The organism is Pseudomonas sp. NY15181 (assembly GCF_048068055.1).
GTDB lineage: Bacteria > Pseudomonadota > Gammaproteobacteria > Pseudomonadales > Pseudomonadaceae > Pseudomonas.
Map to the genome: position 1 here is coordinate 164,912 of NZ_JBLUPT010000010.1, position 21,837 is coordinate 186,748.

Sequence of the window (21,837 nt, forward strand, 5' to 3'; positions counted from 1 at the left end):
CTGACGTGCGAAGGGTGCGCAGTCGGCTGATCCGAATCAACGAGCCTGGCCTGGAACCTCTGGGGATCTCCAGCGCCCAGCGCTGTTCGCGTCAGACGCTCGCATCCTGCTACCTGGATTAATGGGTGTGTATGAACAAGGACAACTCTACCGTGCTGGCGACGCTGACACTGGCTTCGACAGGGCAGCTCAAATCCTGGCAGTTGAGAACGGCCAAACAGCTGATGCTGGAGAGGCTGGATACCTGCATATCGGTGACTGAAATCGCCAAAGCGTGCGCATTGTCGCGCAGTCACTTCTCACGCATGTTCAAGGAAAGTACCCGGATGTCACCGCAACAATGGTTGCGTGAACAGCGGGTGATGAAGAGCAGGGAGCTATTGAAGACTTCCACGATGTTGCTCGCAGAAATCGCACTGGAATGCGGCTTCTGCGATCAATCTCACTTCTGCCGCACATTCGTGAAGGCTGAAGGCATGACACCGAAGGCTTGGCAGCAACAAGCAATCTGCCCGATGCCGCTCATTGCTTGAGACGGTAAGGCACCATCAAGGCGCGGGCGAGCCCAAGCGGACTGAGGTGTAACCCCCTTGAAAATCAATTTGTTACAGCTACAGACGACCCTCTAATTAGCTTGCGCGCAAACTTATTGAGCAGTGACTAGCTGTGCATTATTAGCGCGCAAAAATTTAAATCGCCAACAGAACCCCCAAAGAAATTCAAAAGTGAGGAAAGCCATGAAAGTTCTCTACACCGCAGTCGCAACCGCAACCGGTGGTCGTGATGGCCGAGCCATCTCCAGCGACAAGCACCTCGACGTGAAATTGGCCACTCCGAAGGAATTGGGCGGTGCCGGTGGTGATGCCACCAACCCTGAGCAACTGTTCGCCGCGGGTTACTCGGCCTGCTTCATCGGTGCACTGAAGTTCGTCGCCGGCCAGCGCAAACGCAGCATTCCAGCCGACGCCTCGATCACTGCGCAGGTCGGCATTGGCCAGATCCCAGGCGGCTTTGGCCTGGATATCGACCTGAACATCAACCTGCCAGGCCTGGAGCAAGCCGATGCACAAGCGTTGGTGGAAGCGGCCCACCACGTGTGCCCGTACTCCAACGCAACCCGTGGCAACGTCGATGTCCGCCTGCACGTCACCGTCTGACTTCCCGCCTCACCAGAAACAGGAGATATGAAATGAACGTTTTGACCCAAACACTCGTTGGCTCGCTCCTTGCCTTGTCGATCGGTAACGCATTCGCTGACTCTGGCGTCGAACACAACACCCAGGCATTCCTCGATGCACTGAATTCAGGCAGTGGTAAACCCATCGAGCAGCTTTCGCCGAAGGACGCCCGCGCGGTACTGACCGGCGCTCAGGCCGGGGTAAAACTGACACTGCCCAAGGCGGATGTCAGCGAGAAGATCATCACCGTCGACGGCCAGGACATCAGCTTGACCATCGTGCGTCCGGCGGGTGTGAAGGGGACCTTGCCTGTGTTCATGTACTTCCACGGCGGTGGCTGGGTGCTCGGCGACTTCCCGACCCATGAGCGCCTGGTGCGCGATCTGGTCGTTGGGTCCGGGGCGGTGGCGGTGTTCGTCAATTACACCCCGTCCCCTGAATCGCACTACCCGACGGCGATCAACCAGGCCTACGGGGCAACTCGATGGGTGGCCGAGCACGGCAAGGAAATCAATGTAGACGGTAAACGCCTGGCGGTAGCGGGCAACAGCGTCGGCGGCAACATGGCAGCCGTGGTCAGTCTGATGGCCAAGGACAAAGGTACCCCGGCCATTAAGTACCAGGTGCTGCTGTGGCCAGTGACCGACGCCAACTTCGAGACAGCGTCGTACAACCAGTACGCTGAGGGGCACTTCCTCACCAGGAACATGATGAAGTGGTTCTGGGACAACTACACCACCGACCCCAAGCAACGTGCCGAGATCTACGCCTCGCCGCTGCGCGCTACCACTGAGCAGTTGAAAGGCCTGCCGCCAGCGCTCGTCCAGACCGCGAGTGCCGATGTGCTGCGTGACGAAGGGGAAGCCTACGCTCGCAAACTGGACCAGGCCGGCGTGCCGGTCACTGCGGTGCGCTACAACGGCATGATCCATGACTACGGCTTGCTGAACGTGGTCAGCCAGGTTCCGGCGGTACGCTCTGCAATGCTGCAGGCTTCCGAAGAGCTGAAGGTTCATTTGAAGTGACCCTCACTCAAGACCGGAGATGTATGCCATTAACTGGTAATCACCGCCGGGAACGAAAAAGCCCGCTAAACAGCGGGCTTTTTCGTTCCCGGTGTAACGTTAGCAGCCCTCAGCCAAGGGCACCTATGGATCGATAGCAGACCTCGGGCAGCGGCAGCATCCGATCCCAAACGGGCATCGACAACAAGGGGCAAACGCGCAGCCAGAGGCACCACTGTCGCGGAGACGTGACCGCCCCTGACTTCGCCGGGCGCTACATCAAGGCAACGGTGGACGCCTTCGACGGAATTGGCATCCCCGTCAACAATGCCGGCTGCACCTCGGACGACGTGATGCTGAAGATCACTGGAGAGCCGTGGTACGCCATCCTCGACTGCCACATGACCGCGCCGTTGCGCATTCTTCGCCGCCCCGACGCCGCCCAGGATGCGGTGGACGCGGTGTACCTGTGCTGCTCGTCGGAGTCGAACTGCATCACCGCGCAGACCATCGCGGTGGCTGGCAACCTGCAATAAGCAAAAGGCCCGGCGCATACCGCGCCGGGCCTTTGTTCCCTCCGGGGAAGGATTTCCTGGCGGCGCTCCTGCGCGCCGCCTGGTCTTTGGACGTTAGCCGGCGAGGAACGCCCGGCGCTGCGCCTCGTCCTGCTCGGCCTGGCGCTCCAGGCCGATGAAGCGCATCACCCGCTCGCCGCATTCGCCAGTGCGGATGCTCGCCGGTGCGGCGTCGACCTGCACCTGGCCGTGCTCCATGAAGATCACCCGGTCGGAAATCGACATGGCGAAGTCCATCTCGTGAGTGACGATCACCATGGTCATGCCTTCCTTTGCCAGGTCGCGGATCACGTTGAGCACATCGCCCACCAGCTCCGGGTCCAGCGCCGAGGTCGGCTCATCGAACAACATGATCGCCGGCGCCATGGCCAGGGCACGGGCGATGGCCACGCGCTGCTGCTGGCCACCGGAGAGCTGGTGCGGGTACTTGTTCGCATGGGCCAACAGGCCGACCTTGTCCAGCAGCGCCAGGGCCTTCTGCTCGCAGATGTCGCGCCCGGCCTGACCGTGGAATCGCGGCGCCAGGGTGACGTTGTCGAGGATGGTGCGGTGCGGGAACAGGTTGAAGTTCTGGAACACCATGCCAATGTGCTGCACGCCTTCGCGCAGGCGCGCCGGATTGGGTTTGCCGGCCTCGATGTAGGCCTTGCCGAACAGCTCGGTGGCGCCGCCGTCGATGCCTTCCAGGCCGTTGACGGTACGGATCAGCGAGGTCTTGCCGGAGCCGGACGGACCGATGATCGACACCACCTCGCCGTTGCCCACGCGCAGGTCGACGCCTTTGAGCACCTCGTGCTTGCCGTAGCTCTTGCGGATGCCCTTGAGCTGCAGCGCAGGCGGCGCACCGGCTGGAGCGGCCTCGCGGCCGGCCACCGGGGTCGCCGGGAGGTTCTTGCGCAGGCGCTCCAGTTGCTCGGTGGTCAGGGTTTCCGGCTTGCGGGCGTTGAGGTCCAGGCGGTGCTCCAGGTACTGCAGCGCCCAACCGAACAGGGTGACGATCAGCACGTAGTAGATGGCCACCGCCGACAGGGTTTCCATCACCAGGAAGTTCTGCGCGTAGAGGCGCTCGCCGACCTGCAGCAGCTCGGTGAGGGAGATCACCGAGACCAGCGAGGTCAGCTTGACCACGGTGACGTACTCGTTGATCAGGGTCGGCAGCGAGATGCGGAACGCCTGCGGGATGACGATCAGGCGCTGGATGCCGATGCCGCCCATGGCCAGGGCGCGACCGGCTTCCTTCTGGCCCTTGGCCACGGAGATCAGGCCACCGCGATGGATCTCGGCCATGTACGCGGCTTCGGTCAGCACCAGGGCGAGCAGACCGGAAATGAACGGATCGGACAGCAGCGCGCCGCTGGCCGGGAAGAGTTGCGGCAGGTTGTAGACGAAGACCACCAGCACCAGCAGCGGCACGCTGCGGAAGAACCAGATGTACAGCGCCGTCGGCGCGCGCAGCCAGCGCGAGCCGGAGAGCTTGGCACAGGCGAGGAGGAAGCCCAGGACCATGCCGATCAGCCAGGTCAGGGTGCTCAGCTCAATCACCGTGACGCAGGCCTTCCAGAAATCCGGCAAGGAGAAAAGGGAGAAGAAGTAGGACCAGTCGAATTGCATGGGCACCTCGGCGAACGGGGCTGGCGCGAGGCCAGCCCGTCTTTCATGTTGCGTTAAAGCGGAATCACTCGGTCGCCGGAGCTTCTTCGAGAGCGTACTTCTTCAGCAGGGCAGCGAATTCGCCGCTGTCCTTGGTCTTCTGGAAGGCGGTCTTGAGTGCGTCGTACAGCTCCTGATTGCCCTTCTTCACATACATGCCGAGGGTCTGCTTGTAGATCAGCTCGGTGGAGCTGACCACCACGCGGCCCTTGGAACGCTCGGCGATCATGTGCGCGGCGCCGGAGATCTCCACCTGAGCCTGGACGTTCTTCGACAGCAGCGCCTGGGTCACTTCGGGCGCGGACGGGTATTCGCTCACGCTGATGGCACCCTTGCCGTTGGGTACGCAGTAGGTCTTGGACAGCTCCTCGAACTTCGGCACCCAGGTGGTGCCCTTCTCCAGGCCGATCTTCATGCCGCAGAGGTCTTCAGGCTTCAGCGGGCGCTCCTTGCCGTCGGCCGGGACCATGATGGCTGCGCCGGTCTGCGCGTAGGGAATCGCCATGGCCTGGGCGGCGCGCTCGGGGGTGACGTACATGCCGGAGATCACCGCGTCGAAGTGGCCGGCGTTCAGGCCCAGGATCAGCCCGGAGAACTTGGTGTTCACGAAGCTCGCCTTGAGGTCCATGTGCTTGGCCAGCAGTTCGGCCAGCTCGGGGTCGGAACCCACCACCTTGTCGCCGTCATAGGACTCGAAGGGCGGATAGGTGATTTCCATGCCGACCTTGAACTGCCCCGGCGTGCTGGTCACGGCGGCACTGGCGGACTGCAGGGTTCCCAACAGGGTGGCGCCGACAACGGCTGCGGCCAGGAGGGTGCGGGTGGTTTTCAGCATCGTGATTGCTCCAGTCGAGGGTTTATGCGCGGCTTAAGAAGGCTGCGTCTGTTTTTTCAGGTGGCCGAAGCTGGACGGCTTGCGCGCCCGCTCCGGCAGTGCCAGCTCACCGTCGGCGACCTTGCGGCGCAGGTAGCTGTAGGTCTGCAGCGCCTGGCTCCACATGTGCTCGCCGATGGCGATGGTTTCGTACTCCTGACCGCCGTTGTCGAACTGCGGCAGCGGACGGATCTGCGTGTGGTAGTCGCAGGCGTAGAACAGCGGGAACGAGTAGCGCTCCTCACGTACCGTGCGCACGCGGTGGGCGGTGGCGACGAAGGCGCCGTTGGTCATCACCTCCAGCATGTCGCCAATGTTCACCACGAAGGCGCCCGGCACCGGCGGCGCGTCGATCCACTCACCGTCTTCGTTCATCACTTCCAGTCCCGGTTCGGTGGCATACAGAATAGTGAAGCACTCGTAATCGGTATGTGCTCCGATCCCCGGTGCATCCTGCGCTTCGCCATCGAAGGGGTAATGGATCAGGCGCAGTTTCGACGGCGGCCGGCTCACCAGCGGGTCGAAGTAGCCCTCGTCCAGGCCCAGGGCCAGGGCGAAGCCGTCGAACAGCTTGCGGCCGAGGGCGAACACGGCCTTGTAGTAGGCGCTCACCTGCAGCTGGAAGCCGGGGATCTCCGGCCAGCGGTTGGGCCCGAGCAAGGGCGTCCCGGCCAGCACCAGCGGATCGTCGGCAGCCACTTCGAAGCCGACGTCGAAGGCTTCCTTGTGGTCCGGCTTGCCCTTGGCATAGACCTCCTCGCCTTCCGGGACGAAGCCCTTGTGGCTCTGCGAGAGGCCGATGTAGTGACGCATCTTGGCTTCCAGCGGCTGGGCGAAGTAGCTCCGCGCGGCGGCTTGCAGACCCTCGATCAGCTTCGGGTCGAGGCCGTGGTTGCGGATGTAGAGGAAGCCCACTTCACGAGCCGCCTTGCCCAGCTCGGCGGCCACCGCCTGGCGATCTTCCAGACGCTCGCTGAACAGTCCGCCGATGTCGACGACGGGAATGGAGGTGAAGGCCGTGCTCGCTTGCGCCTGCATGATCGATGGCTCCAGAGCTCAGGATTCGAGGAAACGCTGGAAGTGACGGCGCTCTTCCTGAGCCATCCAGCGGTTCAGCGCCCATAGATCGGCAATCGGGGCATTGGTGAACGGCAGGTGATGCAGATAGCCGTCCGGGCCGAATTCCGGGGTCAGGGTCGTGACCTGCTGGCCGCGAGCCTGCTGGGCGCGCCATACCGCTTCCCAGTGCTTCTGGTGGAAGGCCAGCGCGTTGGCGTATTCCGGCGCGCCGGGGTGCGGCACCTGCGGGCCCTGGTCGTAGCCGACGCGGGCCTGGATGTGCTGCACGCGCTCGACGAAGGGTGTGAGGTCGTCGGCAGGGTCGTCGAGCAGGCGCTCGCAGACCACCACCCAGTGGCTGATGTCGGTGGTGAAGCGCAGCTCGGGCAGCTGCCGGATCAGCTCCAGGGTCACCCAGGGGCTGTACAGCGAGCGGGCGCGGTGAATCTCGAAAAGGCAGGTCAGTTCCTGCGCGGCGGCCAGTTCCAGGGCGCGGCCGAAGAAGTCGACCTGCGCGGCCAGCGGCCAACGGTCGTTGCCGGCCAGGGTGTTGACCAGGCGCGGCGACAGCTCGGCGGCGCAGCCCAGCTTGCGCTGCAGGTCGTCGAGGTGCACCTGCGGACTGGCCGACTGATCGGGCAGCACGTCATGGGCGGTGAACAGGGTCGCGATGTAGGGCACCCCCTCCGCGGCCAGCAGCCGTGCGTACTCGGCACGAATGGCGGGATCGAGGGGCAGGCGCGCTTCCAGGCCGTCGAAACCGGCTTCGCGCAGTTCGGCGATGGCCTGCGGCCAGCCTTGGGTGTAGCCCCACAGGGTACGGAAGATCTCGAGTCGCATGAACGAACTCCGGGCAGCGTGAACCGCGCCGTCAGGCACGGCGAAGAATTCGGCGGGAGGTTCAGCGCACGGGCGCGACGGCTGAGAGCGTCAGGCGGCGAATCGAATCGGCGGACGTTGGGGAGGATGTCGAACGGGAGAAATGCGCAAGCATGGACACGGTGGTATTCCTCTGACAGACCGCTGTTTCGCGGATCTGTACTCGCCGATTGTTGTTGTGTGCCTGGCGTGTTAGCGACGGGCTTTGGCAGTAAGGAACAGCAGCACGGCCGGAGCTTTTCACGCGCTCCGATCCGCGTACACCAAGGCCTCTGCGGCCTGGCGTGGGTGCAGTTGTCGCAGCTTGATGCGATAGGAAAAATAGCTCGATGCAAATAATTACTTCAGACTTTTCTGAAGTAATTTTCGTCGTATGGCGTGGGAAATTCGCTCAGACAAAAGCAACGACGAGCAGGCGCTCTAGGTCGTGGCTCTTCGTAGCGGCGAGCCCCGCAAGGCAAGAGGCGCTGCGCCTCGGTAAGGGAAACATCGCTCGACGGCTCGCCCATCGGCTGTGCCGTTAGAGCCGATGCCCAAGGTGGGGGAACTCCTGGCCGGCACAGCCTTTTCTTCAACTGTTCGAGAGAGGCCGCAAGCCGGCCAGGAGCGGACGTTCGACACTCCCGCATCAGGCGTAAACACAACGCACATCCGGTTATCACGATAAGAAACTCTCAGTGCCCAAGCCTGGGCACTGACCGATAGGATTGCCGCCCATCCCGCACAACAGAGCGCCCAGCATTGGCGCGACACAAGAAAGGATGGACGGATGAAAACCTGGTTACGCGCGTTGGCCGCAGTCTTCGGCTCATTACTCCTGGCGATTGCCTGGCGCACTTTTTCCCTACACGCCCCAGCCACCGTGGAGCCGGTCCAAGCCGTGCCAGCGGAACTGGATAGCAAGATCATCGCCCGCCATCTGGGGGAAGCCATACGCTTCGCGACCATTTCCCATGAGGAAGGATCCGACGAACAGGCACGCCAGGACACCCACCGGGCCTTTGCGGGCCTCCATCAATGGATAGCGCAAAGCTATCCCCATGTGGCGGCGAAGCTGCGACGAGAGTCCGTCGGCGATAGCCTCCTGTAAACCTGGGTCGGCCGCGATACGAAATTGCCCCCTGTCCTGCTGATGGCCCATGCCGACGTCGTCCCGGTCGTTCCAGGCAGCGAGAAGGACTGGCTGCAGCCGCCCTTCTCCGGCGCCATCAGCGATGGTTACGTCTGGGGGCGTGGCGCACTGGACGACAAGTCGCCGATGGTCGCGATCCTCGAGGCCACCGAAGCCCTGCTGGCCAAGGGATTCCAGCCTGAACGCGGCATCCTGCTGGCATTTGGTCACGATGAGGAGACCGGCGGCCATCAAGGTAATCAGCGCATCGCCGAACTGCTCCGCCAGCGCAACGTGCGCCTGGCCTGGGTGCTGGACGAAGGCGGATTCGTCGGCCAGGGTATGGTTCCCGGCATGTCCCGGAATACCGCCTTCGTCGGCATCGCGGAAAAGGGCTATATGAGCGTCAGGCTGACCGCCAAGGCGCTCGGCGGCCACTCTTCCGCGCCGCCGGCCTTTGCGCAGACCGCTATCGGGCAGCTCACCGAAGCCGTGAACCGGGTTGGCGCGCATCCCTTCGCGCTGAGCCTGGACGACACGGTGGAACAGACCTTGATGGCGCTGGCCCCTTATCAGAAAGGAGTGCCGCGCGTGGTGTTCGCCAACCAGTGGTTGTTCGCGCCGCTGACCCGCCACCTCCTGGGCAACAGCAAGGAATTCGCCACCCAGATGCACACCACTGTCGCACCGACCATCATCCAGGGCGGCGTGAAGGACAACGTGCTGCCGCCCAGCGCCGAGGCCGTGCTGAACCTGCGCATCCATCCGCGCGACACCCAGGCTTCCGCCCTGGAGCATCTTCGCCTGGCGATCGGCAACCTGCCGGTGGAAGTGCAACAGCTGCCCGGCGGCTGGGAACCCTCGACCATCAGCAGCACCGACAGCGAAGCCTTTAGCCTTCTGGAGAAAACCATTCGCCAGAGCTTTGCCAATACGGCGGTGATCCCGAATCTGACCGCTGCCGCCACCGACTCCCGGCACTACCTGGGCTTGGCCGAACAGGTCTTCCGCTTCGCGCCGAGACAATTAGCGGTATCGGAAATTGCCGGCATCCACGGCGCCAACGAGCGAATCAGCGTGAGCAACCTCGTCCTGATGGCCGGGTTCTACTATCGCCTCATGGAAGCGCAGCAGTAAGCGGCAGGCCTCGTCGTCGCGCAGATGATCCTGCTCTCCCGGTGCCTCGATCGCCATCCAGAAACGGCCGTGGCAGCCAGGTGCTGTCCCTCCGCTGGGCGCGCGGCATGGCCTGCACCACAAACGTTTCAAGGGTGACCACGTCATTGATCAACGACTGCATGACTGGAAACGCAAGTGGAGCCCCCTGAGTGTCAGGTCTCCCCGATACCGCGCAGCCGCAGATATCCAGTTGCAGCGTCATGAGAGGACCAGACTTCGTTGGCACACGAAACGATTCCGGTCCGTTTCAGCGGTGTCATCCGCCACTGATCGAGGTCGCCTGGAAAACTGCCAACGGCTCCAGGCGATTCCCCTGACGCTCCAGGTACATCCGAACGATCCGAATACTAGCGGGATGCGCATGCCAGCCGGGAATTGGCCTCGCACAACCCCGCCAATCCTTGCCGCGCGGCTTCGGCGGCTTGCTCCAGGACCTGATGCTTCCAGCCGTCTTCATCGACGTAGAAGGCATCGCGCAGCTGGCGATGGATACGCAGAGCCTTTTCCTGCGGCACGCCCGGATTGTTGTTCAGCCATTGCTCCGCGCGCAGGGCCTTGAGCACCTTGAGCCCCGGCAGCGTGCCGTACTCCAGAGTGATGGCGGTCAGTTCCGCCTGCGGACATTCGCTGGCGGCCGCGAGGATCATCTGGCCGGTCAGTGGCACCGACACCGACTCCCCGTCCCGCGACGAGGTCACCTCCGGGCCCCACCAGCGCCGTGTACGCGCCATGGACTGGGCAGCGTAGTCACCGACGTAGATGCGCTCACCGTGGCCCTTGGGGCCAAGCCCAGTGTGCAGGTCAATCCAGCCGATCCGCGCGCAGTCCCGCGCGTGCTTACGCAACACCTGACGCACCGTCTGATTGCTCCAGGTCGGTTGCGAGCCCATGTAGAACAGGCCATTGGGGTGGCTGTCCTGGCCGCTGGCGATGGCCGCCTGCAGTTGTTTGCGACCATGACGCAGGGCGTAGTGCAGCAGGCGCAGTTGACTGCCGAAGGACGGCCAACGACGCGGAATCAGGATCGGGTCCAGTGTCGCGTAAGCCTGGTTACGCTGGCGCGGCTGGGAGAAGTCGCGGAAGTTGCGGTTGAGGTCGACGTTCTCGTGGGTCCAGCGTCGCCACCAGGAGAATCCGTACGGGTTGGCGGCGTGCAGATACAGCACTGCGCAGTTGGCCTCGGCGCATGCCTCCAGCCAGTCGGGATCGCTGAGCAGCGCAATTTGCACCGCCGAGCCGCAGAACCCCTCCACACCGTGGCAGCCACTGCTGATGATCAGTACTTTGCTGGCATCCAGCGGGCCGTTTCGCGCCACGTCCAGCGCCAAAGGCTCGCCATCGCGCCCTGGCAGCGGGTGACGGTAGGATTCGACGACCAGGCCGGCCGACAGGCAGGCGGCAAGGAATTTGCCACGCGCCTCAGCGTAGCTCTGGGAAAAACAGGCAGACGGATTCATCATCGCTCCGGATGATCGGGTTCGAGTCAGGGAATGGCGGGCCCAGTGCGCGGGCCCGCCGGGAAAGGTCAGGCGTGGCGGACGGCGCCGGGCGGCGCTTCGCTGCGGCCGCCCTGCAACGATTGGCGGGTGCGCTCGGGATGAATGATCCGGCAGCCGAGGACGGCACAGACCATGGTGATCGCTCCGAACAGACCCAACGCGGCTTCGAAGCCAAGGGCGATGTCGCCGCCGCGCAGTTCCACCAGTTGACCGACGATCCACGGCGCAAGCATGCCGGCGCTGGTCATGCCACCGATGTGGATGGCCAGCATCGATCCGCGCTGCGCAGCCGGCGCGATATAGGCGACGAGGGTGTTGCAGAAAGTCGGCAGGAAGTTCACCAGGATGGCGCCAATACCGTACAACAGCAGAATCGCCACACGCTCACCGTGCAGCAGATTCAGCGCACAGAAAGCCAGGCCGGCCAACGCCGCGCAGATCATCGGCGGCAGGACCATGGCGCGCTGGACCGGAGCACCGCGCTTCATCGCGCGCTGCGACAGTGTGGAGATCAGCAGGTTGCCGAAGATCACCCCGACCGTCACCACCATCACCGTATAGCCCGACTGCATCGGCGTCATGCCCTGGCCCTTCTGCAGGTACACCGGCACCCAGCTGTAAACCAGCGCGGTGGGCAGGTAGCTGAGGAACCCCATGAGCGTGATCCAGAGGAAGCTGCGGTTGAGCAGCAGGCGGCCATAGGGCAGGCGCAGCGAAGCGTCCGGCCCCTCCTCCGCGGCCTGCTGTCCTTCGCGGCCGAAGATCAGCCAGACCGCCAGCCAGGCAAGCCCGAGCAGCGCCAGCAGAAAATACGCGTTGCGCCAGCCGAAGTGCTGGATTGCCAGCGGCAGGCTCAGCGCGCCGAGTACGGCACCGAGCATGATCGATACCTGGATCAGCGCCGAGGGCAGCACCCGCTCCTTCGGGCCGAACCACTTGAAGCAGGCGTGCTGGGTGACCGCCGTGCCCGGCCCGGTGCCGGCGCCCAGCAACAGGCGCCCGGCGACCAGCGCGGCGAAGCCGCTGGACAGCGCCACCAGCAGCTGCGAGGCCATCCACACGACCGACATGCCGGCGAGGATCCAGCGCGTCGGGAAGCGGTTGGCGAGGAAGCCCACCAGCACCCCGGAGATGGAATAGAGGAAGAAGAACGCGCTGCCGATGAAGCCGAACTCGGTGGGCGAGAGCTTCAGTTCGTCGATGATCTGCGCGCCGGCGAAGGCGAAGATGGTCTTGTCCAGTACGCTGATGACCATCACCAGCATCAGCAGGATGAGGACTACAGTGCGCTGTTTCATGCCTGCTCCCCTTTGGACAGCGAAGTCTCCACCAGACGCACCCAGAGCGCCGCGCCGAAAGGAATGGCTGCGTCGTTGAAGTCGTAGCCGGGGTTATGGACCATGCAGCCGCTGGGGCCGCTGTTGCCGTTGCCCAGAGCGATGTAGCATCCGGGGCGGCGCTCCAGCATCCAGGCGAAATCCTCGCTGCCGAGGAAGCCCGAAGGGATCTCGGACAGCAGGCGCTGCGGACCGACCAGCTCGGTCAGTACCTGGCGTGCAAGGTGGGTTTCCTCTGGCGTGTTGACCAGTACCGGCACCAGTTCCTCGTATTTGTACTGCAGCTCCATGCCATGCACGGCGGCAATGCCACGGGTGATTTCGCCGATGCGCCGCTTGAGCAGCTCACGCACTTCGGGCCTGGTAGCCCGCACGCTCAGGCGCAGGTCGGCATGGTCGGGAATGACGTTGGCCGCCTCCCCTGCCTTGAGCATTCCGACGCTGACCACAGCCACTTCGGTGGACGGTACGTTGCGCGCAACGATGCTTTGCAGCGCCAGCACCAGCTCCGCGGCGGCGACAATCGGGTCTTTGGTCAGGTGCGGCATGGCGCCGTGGCCACCGACGCCGGTCAGGCGAATCGACACGCGGTCGGAGGATGCGGACAGCGCGCCCTCGCGGGTCAGGAAACAGCCCACCGGCAGACCAGGAGCATTGTGCAGGGCGTACACCGCGTCACAGGGGAAGCGTTCGAACAGGCCATCGTCCATCATCGCCACGGCGCCGCCCAGGGTTTCCTCGGCGGGCTGGAAAATCAGGTTGAGGGTGCCGTCGAACTGCCGCTGCTCGGCCAGATCACGGGCGGCGCAGAGCAGAATGGCGGTGTGGCCGTCGTGCCCGCAGGCGTGCATGCGGCCTGCGTGCTGGCTGGCATAAGGAACGCCGCTGGCTTCATCGATAGGGAGCGCGTCCATGTCGGCGCGGATGCCGATACTGCGCGCGCTATTGCCTTGACGAAGCACGCCGACAACGCCGGTGCCGCCGACGCCCTCATGAACTTCATAGCCCCATTCACGCAGGTAACCGGCGACGATAGCACTGGTGCGCGCTTCCTCGAAGCCCAGTTCAGGGTACTGATGAAGGTCCCGGCGAATGCGGGAGAAGTCCTCGGCGCTAGCCTCAAGCCTTTCTATCGTGGGGTGCTGACTCATGCCGCATCCTGCTCATTGTTCTGATGTGGCCGGCAGGATGCCGCACGCGCGCGATGCTGAATAATGACCTTCACGCATGCTTATCAAGGCTGGTTATCGACGCCTGCTCTCAAGCCAGGATCAGTCGGCCTTGCGCAGGTGCGGACCCTTGAAGGCGTAGACCAGTTCATCCACCAGGGTCTGCGCCTCGCGGGTCATCAGCTCCGGCGGACGGCAGACCAGGGAAATATCGGTGCCGGGTACGGTCTCGGCGATGTCCAGCGCTTCCAGGGTGCTGGACACGATCGGCAGATCGAACACCCGCCGCGACCAGAAGCTCACCGCGTCGGTATTGGCCGCCAGCTCCGCATAGAGCACCACCGAGGCGCACTCGATGACGCGTTCGGGATGGCGCACCTGGTACTGCTCGAACATCTGCCCGGCGAGTGATACATCCAGCGAATCGGGCACCAGCCATTCCTCGTCGAGCAGTTCGTGCAGCGAGCGCGCATGGCGCAACGGATGCCCCTTGCGCACTGCCAGCGTGGTGGGCTGGGCGTAGAGTTCCTGCCAGTGAAAACCGTCGACGTTGCGCGAGGACGGCTGCGACGTGAGCACCAGGTCCAGCTGACCTTCACGCAAGCCTTCAAGCAGTTTGGCTGGACGCAGCTCGTTGATCTGCAATTGCACCTTGGGGTAGCGCTTGCGGTAACGCAGCAGACAGGTGGCGAACTGCTGGCTGGGCGTCACCGGCGACACGCCAATAGCCACTCGACCGTCCATGGCGCCCTTGAGGGTCTCGATCTCGTCCCGCGCACGGCGCACCTCCTCTACCACCAGGCGCGCGCGGCGCACCAGGCGCTCGCCGTACTCGGTGGCGGTAATACCGCGGTTGGAGCGTACCAGCAGCGGTACGCCCAACTCGGCCTCCAGTTCCTTGATGCTCTTGGACAGAGCGGGCTGGGAAATATGCAGCAGGCGCGAGGCTTCCTGGATGCTGCCGCTCTCGCAGATGGCGACGATGGCGCGGAGTTGATGCAACTTCATGGTTTGGACGACGGCTCGGGGTCGGTAACGAGTCCGAACATAAAGCAAAAACGAGGCCGGCGTGAGTAACGGTTGGTAAACGGGAGCGGACTGTCCGGTCGCATCGAACGTTATTTTGTAGGAGCGAGCTCGCGAATGATCTGGAAGAACGCTGGCCCGCCCTCTCCCTAGCCCTCTCCCTTCAGGGAGAGGGCTAGGGAGAGGGCGTAAAAGGCGCGCGTCCCAGGTCACGGGCCAGCTCACTCTTACCAAGGAAAGCGTCCAACCCCAGGACGAAAAAAAGCGGCCCGAAGGCCGCTGAGTAAACACAAGGAGCGCCGGTGAGCGCCAGTGCAACCCACCGTCAGCGGATGCCCGTGGCGCGCAAGGCGTTGGGGGTGAAGTCGTTGCTGCTCGACTGCACGGCAAAGTCGTAGCTGCTCTTCTCCTCGTTGCGCAGGCCGGACACCGTATAGCGCCCCGACAGCACATCGTAGTGGGTTTCCGCCGTCAGCCAGGTGAACTGCTGGTCATAGAATGGCCGTGCATGGCCCTCGGACACGCGCCAGAGGTTGCCGCGACCGTCGTAGGCGTCGGCCTCGGCGATCTGCCAGCTGTCTTCGTCGATGTACAGGTCACGCTTGCTGTAGATATGGCGCTGGCCCGGCTTCAGGGTCGCCACTACGTGCCACACCCGATGCAGCTCGTAGCGGGTGTGATCCGGATTCAGGTGGCCAGGTTTGACGATTTCGTCGTATTTCAGCGTCGGCGAGTCGAGCGCGAAGCTGTTGTACGGGATGTACAGCTCCTTCTTGCCCAGCAGTTTCCAGTCGTAGCGATCCGGTGCGCCGTTGAACATGTCGAAGTCGTCGTAGGTGCGCATGCCTTCCGCGCCGGGGCTGTCGTAACCCACTTGCGGGGCACGGCGCACACGGCGCTGGCCGGCGTTGTACATCCACGCCATGCGCGGTTCCTTGACCTGGTCGATGGTCTCCAGCACCAGCATCACGCTGCCCGCGCGGCGCGGCGGCGAAAGGATTTCCTGGCGGAAGTAGTACAGGATGTTGTTCATCTTGGCCGGGTCGTAGTCCTTGAGCCCGAACGGGAAGGCGAACTGCTCCTTCATGTAGCTGATGGTGTAGTCACCGTTGGTCTGCGGGTTCATCTGCGCGGTGGTGCGCAGCATTGCATTGCCGCGGTAGCGGGTGACGTGGTTCCAGATTACTTCCAGTCCGTTCTGCGGGATTGGGAACGGAATGGTCATGGTGAAGTTGGTCAGCCCGTTGCCACCCGCGGCCAGCGAAGTGGCGGTGGCATTCTTCTTCGCCGCGTCAATCACGGTCTGCGGGTAGCTGGTGCTTCGGTGGCTCGGGTAGACCGGGATGCGGTAGCTCTCGGGGAAGCGCTGGAACATTGCCAGCTGGCCCGGCGTGAGCTTGTCCTTGTACTGGCTGGCATTCTGCGCGGTGATGGTGAACAGCGGTTTGTCGGCCGCGTACGGATCGGCGAGGAAACCACCGGCATCGACCTTGCCGGCGTTCGGCGCCAGGCCACCGGTCCAGGCCGGGATACCACCGTCGGCGTTGCCAGCCTTCTCGGCGCCAATCGGGGTGAGTTCATTGCCCAGACGCGCGGCCTGGTCGGCACCGACCGCGGCCATGACCTGGCCGGCGAGCAGACTCAGCGTCAGGCAGCTCGCCTGCAACCATTGCTTTTTGTTCATGCTTGTACCTCTGGGACGGATAGGCATCAGAAGCTGACGCCCAGGCTGACGGCGAGGAAGTCGCGGTCGGTGTTGACGTTGTAATCGCCACCGAAGTAATCGGTGTAACTGATACTGGCGGTGTAGCGGCTCAGGTACTCAGCATCGACGCCGACGCTGACCGACTTGTCGCCCTCGTTGAAGGTCGGGCCGTAGCCTTCCACGTCGTGGGAGAAGGCCAGGTTCGGGCGCAGCGAGACGCCACCGATCAGGTCGTTGTATTCCAGCCCCGCGCGCACCCGGTAACCCCAGGAGTTCTGGGTGTAGAAGCCCTTGTCGTTGCACTGGCTGGGATTGGCGGTGTTGACCACCTTCTCGCACAGCGCGTTGCCCGACAGACCCAGCAAGGACGAGGAGCCGGCGTTGGCCAGTTCACCGTTGCCGTACACACTGCTGCGACCGAAGCGCAGGTCCGAACCATCGGTGGAGCCCAGATCGCCGATATGGCCGAAGCCGATCTCGCCGACCAGGGTCAGGCGTTCGGCGGCGATCAGCGGGATCTGGTCGAAAGTGTTGGTGAAGGTCATCTGCGCCTGGGTATAGGGCATGCGCTTGTAGCCTTGGATCAGCGAGCCGTAGCTCGAATCCGCCCAGCCGCTGGAGAAGATCGGCAGGCCGCCGTTGACCAGCGGGCTTGTCGCCGCCGATCCGAGGGTGGCGGCGCCGGAAACGTCGCTGGAGTTGATACCCAACGGCATGTTCGGCCGATAGCTGATCTCTCCCTGCACCGCGGTACTGCCCCAGGTGGTGTTGAAGCCCAGGCCATAGAGGCGGATGTCTTCGGGGTAGTCCAGGTACCAGCGCGCGGTGCTGCGCCCGCCCTGCCCGATCAGGCCGCCCACCGGGTCGGCCAGCGCGCCCTTGCCCACCACCCAGTTACTGGTGGGAGTGCGGCTGTGGTAGTTCATCGCGTAGGCGGAGAACTCGGTGTCGTTAACCATCCAGCGCAGCGCCACGCCGAACTGGCCGCCGTCACGAGCGTCGTGATCCTTGGTGCGCGGCACATAGCCGTAGCCACCCTTGATACCGGTGCCATCGATGTCGCGGTCGAAGTCGCTGCCGTTCACCGCCATGTTGATGTCGCAGCCCTTGGCGGCCACGTCGCTGCCGAAGAAGGTGCCGCAGTTGTCCGGCACGGTCTTCTCCCACTCCAGCTGGTAGAAGGCTTCCATGGACAGGGTGTCGGTGAGCCCCTGGTTAAAATACAGCATGCTCACCGGGATCAGCGCTTCCTTCACCTCGGAACCAGGGCGGCGCAGCGCGGCAACGTCCGCCGGGTTGATCGAGTTGATGCCGTTCTGGATGAAGGTGCTCTCGCCCCAGCTCACCACCTGGCGACCCAGGCGCACGGTGCCCGGCAGATCGCGGATGTCGTAGTTGTGGTAGAGGAACGCGTCGAGCAGCTCGGCCCCGGAGGACTGGGCGGCGGTGTCGCGCCCGCTGTCGTCGATGTCGTAGAGCGGACGGTGTTCGTCCTTGAGCTCGAAGTCGTACCAGTACTTGCCGCGCAGGAACAGGCCGCTGTCCCCGTATTTCAGCTCCAGGTCGTGCAGGCCCTTGAATATCTTGGAGAAGGTCTCGCCCTTCTTGAAGCTCAGGCGACCGTCATCGGAGGTCTGGCTGGACGCCGTACCGCCGTTGCGGGTGCCGATGAATTTCTTGTCCGGGCTGTCCATCGCCCAGCTGGCGCCGATGGACAGGGTCGAGTCGAAGCGACCCTCGATTTCCCCCACGTTGAAGCTCACTGCCTGAGCCGAAGATGCCCCGCCAAGGGCCATGCTGGTAGCCAGCGCCAGCGCGTGCGGCCTGAAGCCTGCGGCGCCGGTTATTGTTTTTCTCATGCTGCTCTCCGCCTGGATCGTGCTGGTCACGGCAAGCCGTGCCACCCCTGCTCCGCGGCTCGTGGGCCGGGAGGCGGTCGCATGGTATGAGCGCTGTCACAACGCTGACTTCTGAAAAAAAGTGATGCCCATAGCCAGAATGGAAGCGCCACCGGGGTACTGCCCATGGGTGATAACCGACGGCTATTACGATACCCAGGATTCAGCCGACCCAGGCCGCGCATTGCCCTAAAGTCCGCCGCCATCAGCGACTCCCGACGATGAGGTAGACCATGAAGATTGCGTTGACCGGCGACAGCATCCTGCAGCGCCGCCTGAACAGCCGCGAAGACGAAACCCTGCGCCCACTGTTCGACCTGCTGCGCGGCGCCGACGTCAGCTTCACCAACCTGGAAGTGCTGCCCAACGACTTCCAGGGCGACGCCGTGCTGGAAAGCGGCGGCTCGCACTTCGGCGCGCCGTCCTGGGTGCTCGACGAACTGGTGGACGGCGGCTTCGACCTGTTCTCCACCGCCAACAACCACAGCCTCGACTACGGCATCTCCGGCCTGGATGCTGCCCACGCCCAGCTGGACAAACGCGAGCTGCTGTACGCCGGCACCGGCCGCAACCTCGAGGAAGCCCGCCGCCCGGTGTACTGCACCAAGCCCGCCGGCACCGTCTCGCTGCTGGCCTGCACCTCCACCTTCGGCAAGGGCCAGGAAGCCAGCGAACAGACCCGCGACATGCCCGGCCGCCCCGGCCTGAATCCGCTGCGCTACGACACCGTGCACCAGCTCGAGGGCGCACAGATGGAGGCCATGCGCAGTATCATCGCCAGCCTCGGCCTGGACCGCCTCTACCAGGGCGCGGTCGACCTGGGCTTCGCCCATCCGATCCCCGACCCGTCGCTGGCGGTGTTCGGCCCCTTTACCCCGCTGCTGTTCCGCCAGGGCGAGTCCTCGCGCCTGCGCACCCTGCCGCGCAAGAAGGACATGGACGACATCCTGCGCTGGGTCGAGGAAGCGCGAACGCTGTCCGACGTGGTGGTGCTGAGCATCCATGCCCATGAACTGGGCCACGATGCGACCGGGGAATGGAACCTGGAAGTGGCCGCCGAATTCATCCAGCCGGTGGCGCGGCGCATGATCGATGCCGGCGTCGACATCGTCGTCGGCCACGGCCCGCATCTGCTGCGCGGCATGGAGATCTACAACGGCAAACCGATCTTCTACAGCCTGGGCAACTTCATCGGCCAGAACGAGCTGGTGGAACGCCTGCCGGCGGACAGCTACGAGCAGTTCCGCGTGGACCGCAATCAGACGCCGTCAAAGGTGTTCCTGCAGCGCACCCAGAACGACACCCGCAGCTTTCCCTCCGATGCGCGCTTCTGGGAAAGCCTGGTGCCGGTCTGCCAGTTCGACGGGCGCCGCCTCGTCGGGATCGAGCTGCACCCGGTGAGCCTGGGCCTGGGCGAGGCGGTGCACCGCCGTGGTCGCCCACGTCTGGCTGACGGTGAACATGGGCAGGCAATTCTGCAGCGTTTCGCAGCCCTGTCCGAGCCCTATGGCACGCATATAGTGCTGGACGGCAGCGTTGCGCGCATTGAAGTCTGACACGGACTTGCCGGATGGGAACGAGCCTATCCGGCTATCTCATCCCACGTCCGCATAGCCGCCGCCGTATTCTCATCGTTGAGTAGGCAGGGGCGGCATACGACGAGCCTAAGCCTGCTTTCGGCCAGAAGCAGAGCATGGACAAGCCGCAGGCGACTTCATCACCTCGGTATAGCCCATGTCGCCACGCAGTCAGTCAGGAACAGGAGATCGGAATTGACGTTGCCTGATCGAGGGCTGGCTGTTCACCATGCAGTACAGTGCCCCTGCGAGTACCAGGCCCACAGCCCAACTGATGTCCGCCCCTAGCCAGTTCGCTACAAAGCCGGTGTAGAACGAAAGCTTCATGAACGGGATCGTGCCGACGATCGAGACGGCATACACCACGAGCGTTCGTCGATTGAAGCGCCCGTACCGACCTTTGGGATCGTACAGCTCGCCCACCTCATAGTGGCCGTGACACACCCAGTAATAGTCAGCCAGGTTGATCGCACTCCAGGGGATCAGCAGGTAGAGCTGTCCAATCAGAATGTCTGCGAAGAAGGTGTCAAAACGATACTGGGTGGCGATGGCGATCAGGGTTGCGGCTACGGTCAGCACTGCCATCACCAACGCTTTTGCAGACGCCGTGACGTGTCGCAGCCCACCAAAGGCTCCGAAGATCGTCACCGAAGACATGTAGGCGCTGTACAGGCAGAGCACGTTGTACTGGATCACCCCGAGCGCAATCACGCCCAACGCCAAGGGAGCCCAGGGGCCGAACAGCGTGGCAATCGCGGTTGCGGGGTCATGCCCAAGCGCTGCGGGGATCGCAACGGCCACCAGGGCGCCCAGGGCCATCATGGCGAAAGAGCCCAGCGCGCAGCCACAGTAGGTTGTCCAGAACGTGGCGCGGGTGCTGACATTGGCCGGAAGGTAGCGCGAGTAATCCGCCACGTAGGGGCCGTAACCCAGTGTCCAGGACGCCGCCTGCGCGACGACCAGGTTGAAGGCCGTCAGCGAAAAGCCCTCGCTTGTTGCCGTTGCCGATATCGCGTCGCTGGGGTGCAACAGGATCAGAGCCAGCGCGCCGGCAAATACCAGAGTCGACATCAGGCTCATCCACGCCCCTAGACGGTGGATCAGCTCATAGCCTGCGAAACCGATGACGAAGGTCAGAATCCCCACCACCACGATGGCCTGGTCATCGCTGATGGGCACCAGCGCCTTCAACGCATCGCGCATCAGGACGCCACTGGCGGCCAGGAACAGGACCGCCGCCGTGACCATCACCAGCAAGGGAATCGCCGCGCCATAGACACCGAATTGTGCGCGGCTCTGAATCATCTGCGGGACGCCCAGATGAGGGCCCTGGGCGGAGTGTGCGGCCATGAAGATGGTGCCGATGAGATTGCCGATCAGCAGGCCGAGCAGCGTCCAGGCGAAGCTCAATCCAGAGGCGATACCCAAGGTGCCGACCACCAGGGCAGTGACTTGGAAATTGGAGCTGAACCAGATAGTGAACAACCGCCTGGGTGTGCCATAGCGCTCAGCGTGAGGGACAAACTCGATACTTCGCTTTTCAAGCTTCACGACCGCCTCCTGATTTATCCCCCCGATTATCAGTGGGTGATTGAGGGCTCTTCGGCCTGATCACGAACACCTCGTAGCTACTAACGACTCACGCGATCAGCGGTTCGTTTCCCCCTGAACAGCCCCCGGGAATCGCTGGAGCGCCAACCGGCCGCCAACAGCCGCTACCTACTCTCCCCTCCACGAACCGCAAACACCTGCACCTCAACCAGGTACCCCTCTCCCAGGTCCGCTCCGACGCAGGCGCGAACCGGTTTCGGATGCCCCTGCAGCCAGGCATCGTAAATCTCGTTCACCCGATCGAAGTGGCGGTAATCCGCTATCCAGATCTGCACCCGGGTCAGCCGGTCCTTGCCGACGTCGGCCTCGGCCATCAGTGCATCAATGGTCGCCAGTACCTGCCGCAGCTGGCCCTGGACATCCTCGCGCGTATCCTCCGCCGCCACTCCGGCCGTTTCGAACGCGCTCCCGTAGCTGACCGCCATGGACATCCTGTTGCCCATCGCGTAACGCGTGATCATCGACAATTCCTCCTTCGGTCCGGGGTCGGAAAAAAGCACCGGGTG

Annotated in this window: 19 protein-coding genes; 7 read left to right on the forward strand and 12 right to left on the reverse strand. The window is 63.7% G+C overall.

Going from position 1 to position 21,837, the window contains the following annotated elements; genetic code table 11:
* The first annotated feature begins 131 nt into the window (after window positions 1-131).
* The 4 genes from ACNFBT_RS21855 to ACNFBT_RS21870 all read left to right on the forward strand — a co-directional run bounded on the left by ACNFBT_RS21855 (window position 132) and on the right by ACNFBT_RS21870 (window position 2,718).
* Window positions 132-533 carry a helix-turn-helix domain-containing protein gene (locus tag ACNFBT_RS21855; RefSeq protein WP_416752830.1) on the forward strand — a complete coding sequence of 134 codons (402 nt, stop codon included), beginning with the start codon at window positions 132-134 and terminating at the stop codon, window positions 531-533.
* 204 nt (window positions 534-737) lie between these two features.
* Complete coding sequence (locus ACNFBT_RS21860) at window positions 738-1,157, forward strand: organic hydroperoxide resistance protein (RefSeq protein WP_416752831.1); 420 nt, start codon at window positions 738-740, stop codon at window positions 1,155-1,157.
* A 32-nt stretch (window positions 1,158-1,189) separates the two neighbouring features.
* Window positions 1,190-2,203 (forward strand): alpha/beta hydrolase, encoded by a 1,014-nt coding sequence (locus ACNFBT_RS21865; RefSeq protein WP_416752832.1) that lies wholly within the window; start codon window positions 1,190-1,192, stop codon window positions 2,201-2,203.
* Window positions 2,204-2,430: 227 nt separating this feature from the next.
* The gene (locus ACNFBT_RS21870; RefSeq protein ID WP_416752833.1) at window positions 2,431-2,718 is read left to right on the forward strand and encodes a hypothetical protein; all 288 of its coding nucleotides are present in this window, start codon (window positions 2,431-2,433) and stop codon (window positions 2,716-2,718) included.
* Window positions 2,719-2,811: 93 nt separating this feature from the next.
* Here ACNFBT_RS21870 and ACNFBT_RS21875 read toward each other — a convergent pair whose 3' ends face one another.
* From ACNFBT_RS21875 to ACNFBT_RS21890, 4 genes are all read right to left on the reverse strand, one after another.
* Window positions 2,812-4,368, reverse strand: coding sequence for an amino acid ABC transporter permease/ATP-binding protein (locus tag ACNFBT_RS21875; RefSeq protein ID WP_416752834.1), 1,557 nt, complete (start codon window positions 4,366-4,368; stop codon window positions 2,812-2,814).
* Between the two features lie 64 nt (window positions 4,369-4,432).
* Complete coding sequence (locus ACNFBT_RS21880) at window positions 4,433-5,242, reverse strand: ABC transporter substrate-binding protein (protein WP_416752835.1); 810 nt, start codon at window positions 5,240-5,242, stop codon at window positions 4,433-4,435.
* A 33-nt stretch (window positions 5,243-5,275) separates the two neighbouring features.
* Window positions 5,276-6,319 carry an isopenicillin N synthase family dioxygenase gene (locus ACNFBT_RS21885; RefSeq protein ID WP_416752836.1) on the reverse strand — a complete coding sequence of 348 codons (1,044 nt, stop codon included), beginning with the start codon at window positions 6,317-6,319 and terminating at the stop codon, window positions 5,276-5,278.
* An 18-nt stretch (window positions 6,320-6,337) separates the two neighbouring features.
* Entirely contained in the window at window positions 6,338-7,180 is an 843-nt protein-coding gene (locus ACNFBT_RS21890) for a sugar phosphate isomerase/epimerase family protein (protein ID WP_416752837.1), read from the reverse strand.
* An 808-nt stretch (window positions 7,181-7,988) separates the two neighbouring features.
* On the opposite strand from ACNFBT_RS21890, the gene ACNFBT_RS21895 reads away from it, so the two are divergent.
* Both ACNFBT_RS21895 and ACNFBT_RS21900 read left to right on the forward strand, forming a co-directional pair.
* Complete coding sequence (locus tag ACNFBT_RS21895) at window positions 7,989-8,309, forward strand: hypothetical protein (RefSeq protein ID WP_416752838.1); 321 nt, start codon at window positions 7,989-7,991, stop codon at window positions 8,307-8,309.
* A gap of 24 nt (window positions 8,310-8,333) precedes the next feature.
* A complete protein-coding gene (locus ACNFBT_RS21900; protein WP_416752839.1) occupies window positions 8,334-9,467 on the forward strand; it encodes a M20/M25/M40 family metallo-hydrolase in 1,134 nt (377 codons plus the stop codon).
* 389 nt (window positions 9,468-9,856) lie between these two features.
* Here the strand turns inward: ACNFBT_RS21900 and ACNFBT_RS21905 are convergent, their stop codons facing one another.
* From ACNFBT_RS21905 to ACNFBT_RS21930, 6 genes are all read right to left on the reverse strand, one after another.
* Window positions 9,857-10,966, reverse strand: a complete 1,110-nt coding sequence (locus ACNFBT_RS21905; protein WP_416752840.1) for a M14 family metallopeptidase — start codon at window positions 10,964-10,966, stop codon at window positions 9,857-9,859.
* A gap of 68 nt (window positions 10,967-11,034) precedes the next feature.
* Window positions 11,035-12,306: an MFS transporter gene (locus tag ACNFBT_RS21910; protein ID WP_416752841.1), complete on the reverse strand. Its 1,272-nt coding sequence runs from the start codon at window positions 12,304-12,306 to the stop codon at window positions 11,035-11,037.
* Window positions 12,303-13,496, reverse strand: a complete 1,194-nt coding sequence (locus ACNFBT_RS21915) for a M20 aminoacylase family protein (protein ID WP_416752842.1) — start codon at window positions 13,494-13,496, stop codon at window positions 12,303-12,305. The genes ACNFBT_RS21910 and ACNFBT_RS21915 overlap by 4 nt, the downstream gene beginning before the upstream one ends.
* Before the next feature lie 120 nt (window positions 13,497-13,616).
* Window positions 13,617-14,522, reverse strand: a complete 906-nt coding sequence (locus tag ACNFBT_RS21920; protein WP_416752843.1) for a LysR family transcriptional regulator — start codon at window positions 14,520-14,522, stop codon at window positions 13,617-13,619.
* Between the two features lie 343 nt (window positions 14,523-14,865).
* Window positions 14,866-16,224 carry a DUF1329 domain-containing protein gene (locus tag ACNFBT_RS21925; protein ID WP_416752844.1) on the reverse strand — a complete coding sequence of 453 codons (1,359 nt, stop codon included), beginning with the start codon at window positions 16,222-16,224 and terminating at the stop codon, window positions 14,866-14,868.
* Between the two features lie 26 nt (window positions 16,225-16,250).
* Entirely contained in the window at window positions 16,251-18,104 is a 1,854-nt protein-coding gene (locus tag ACNFBT_RS21930; protein WP_416752845.1) for a DUF1302 domain-containing protein, read from the reverse strand.
* 272 nt (window positions 18,105-18,376) lie between these two features.
* Between ACNFBT_RS21930 and ACNFBT_RS21935 the strand changes: the two genes are divergently transcribed.
* Window positions 18,377-19,699 (forward strand): CapA family protein, encoded by a 1,323-nt coding sequence (locus ACNFBT_RS21935; protein ID WP_416752846.1) that lies wholly within the window; start codon window positions 18,377-18,379, stop codon window positions 19,697-19,699.
* Window positions 19,700-19,891: 192 nt separating this feature from the next.
* Here ACNFBT_RS21935 and ACNFBT_RS21940 read toward each other — a convergent pair whose 3' ends face one another.
* On the reverse strand, window positions 19,892-21,271 hold the full coding sequence (locus ACNFBT_RS21940) for a purine-cytosine permease family protein (protein WP_416752847.1): 1,380 nt from the start codon (window positions 21,269-21,271) through the stop codon (window positions 19,892-19,894).
* A 164-nt stretch (window positions 21,272-21,435) separates the two neighbouring features.
* On the reverse strand, window positions 21,436-21,792 hold the full coding sequence (locus tag ACNFBT_RS21945; RefSeq protein WP_416752848.1) for a RidA family protein: 357 nt from the start codon (window positions 21,790-21,792) through the stop codon (window positions 21,436-21,438).
* Window positions 21,793-21,837 lie beyond the last annotated feature (45 nt).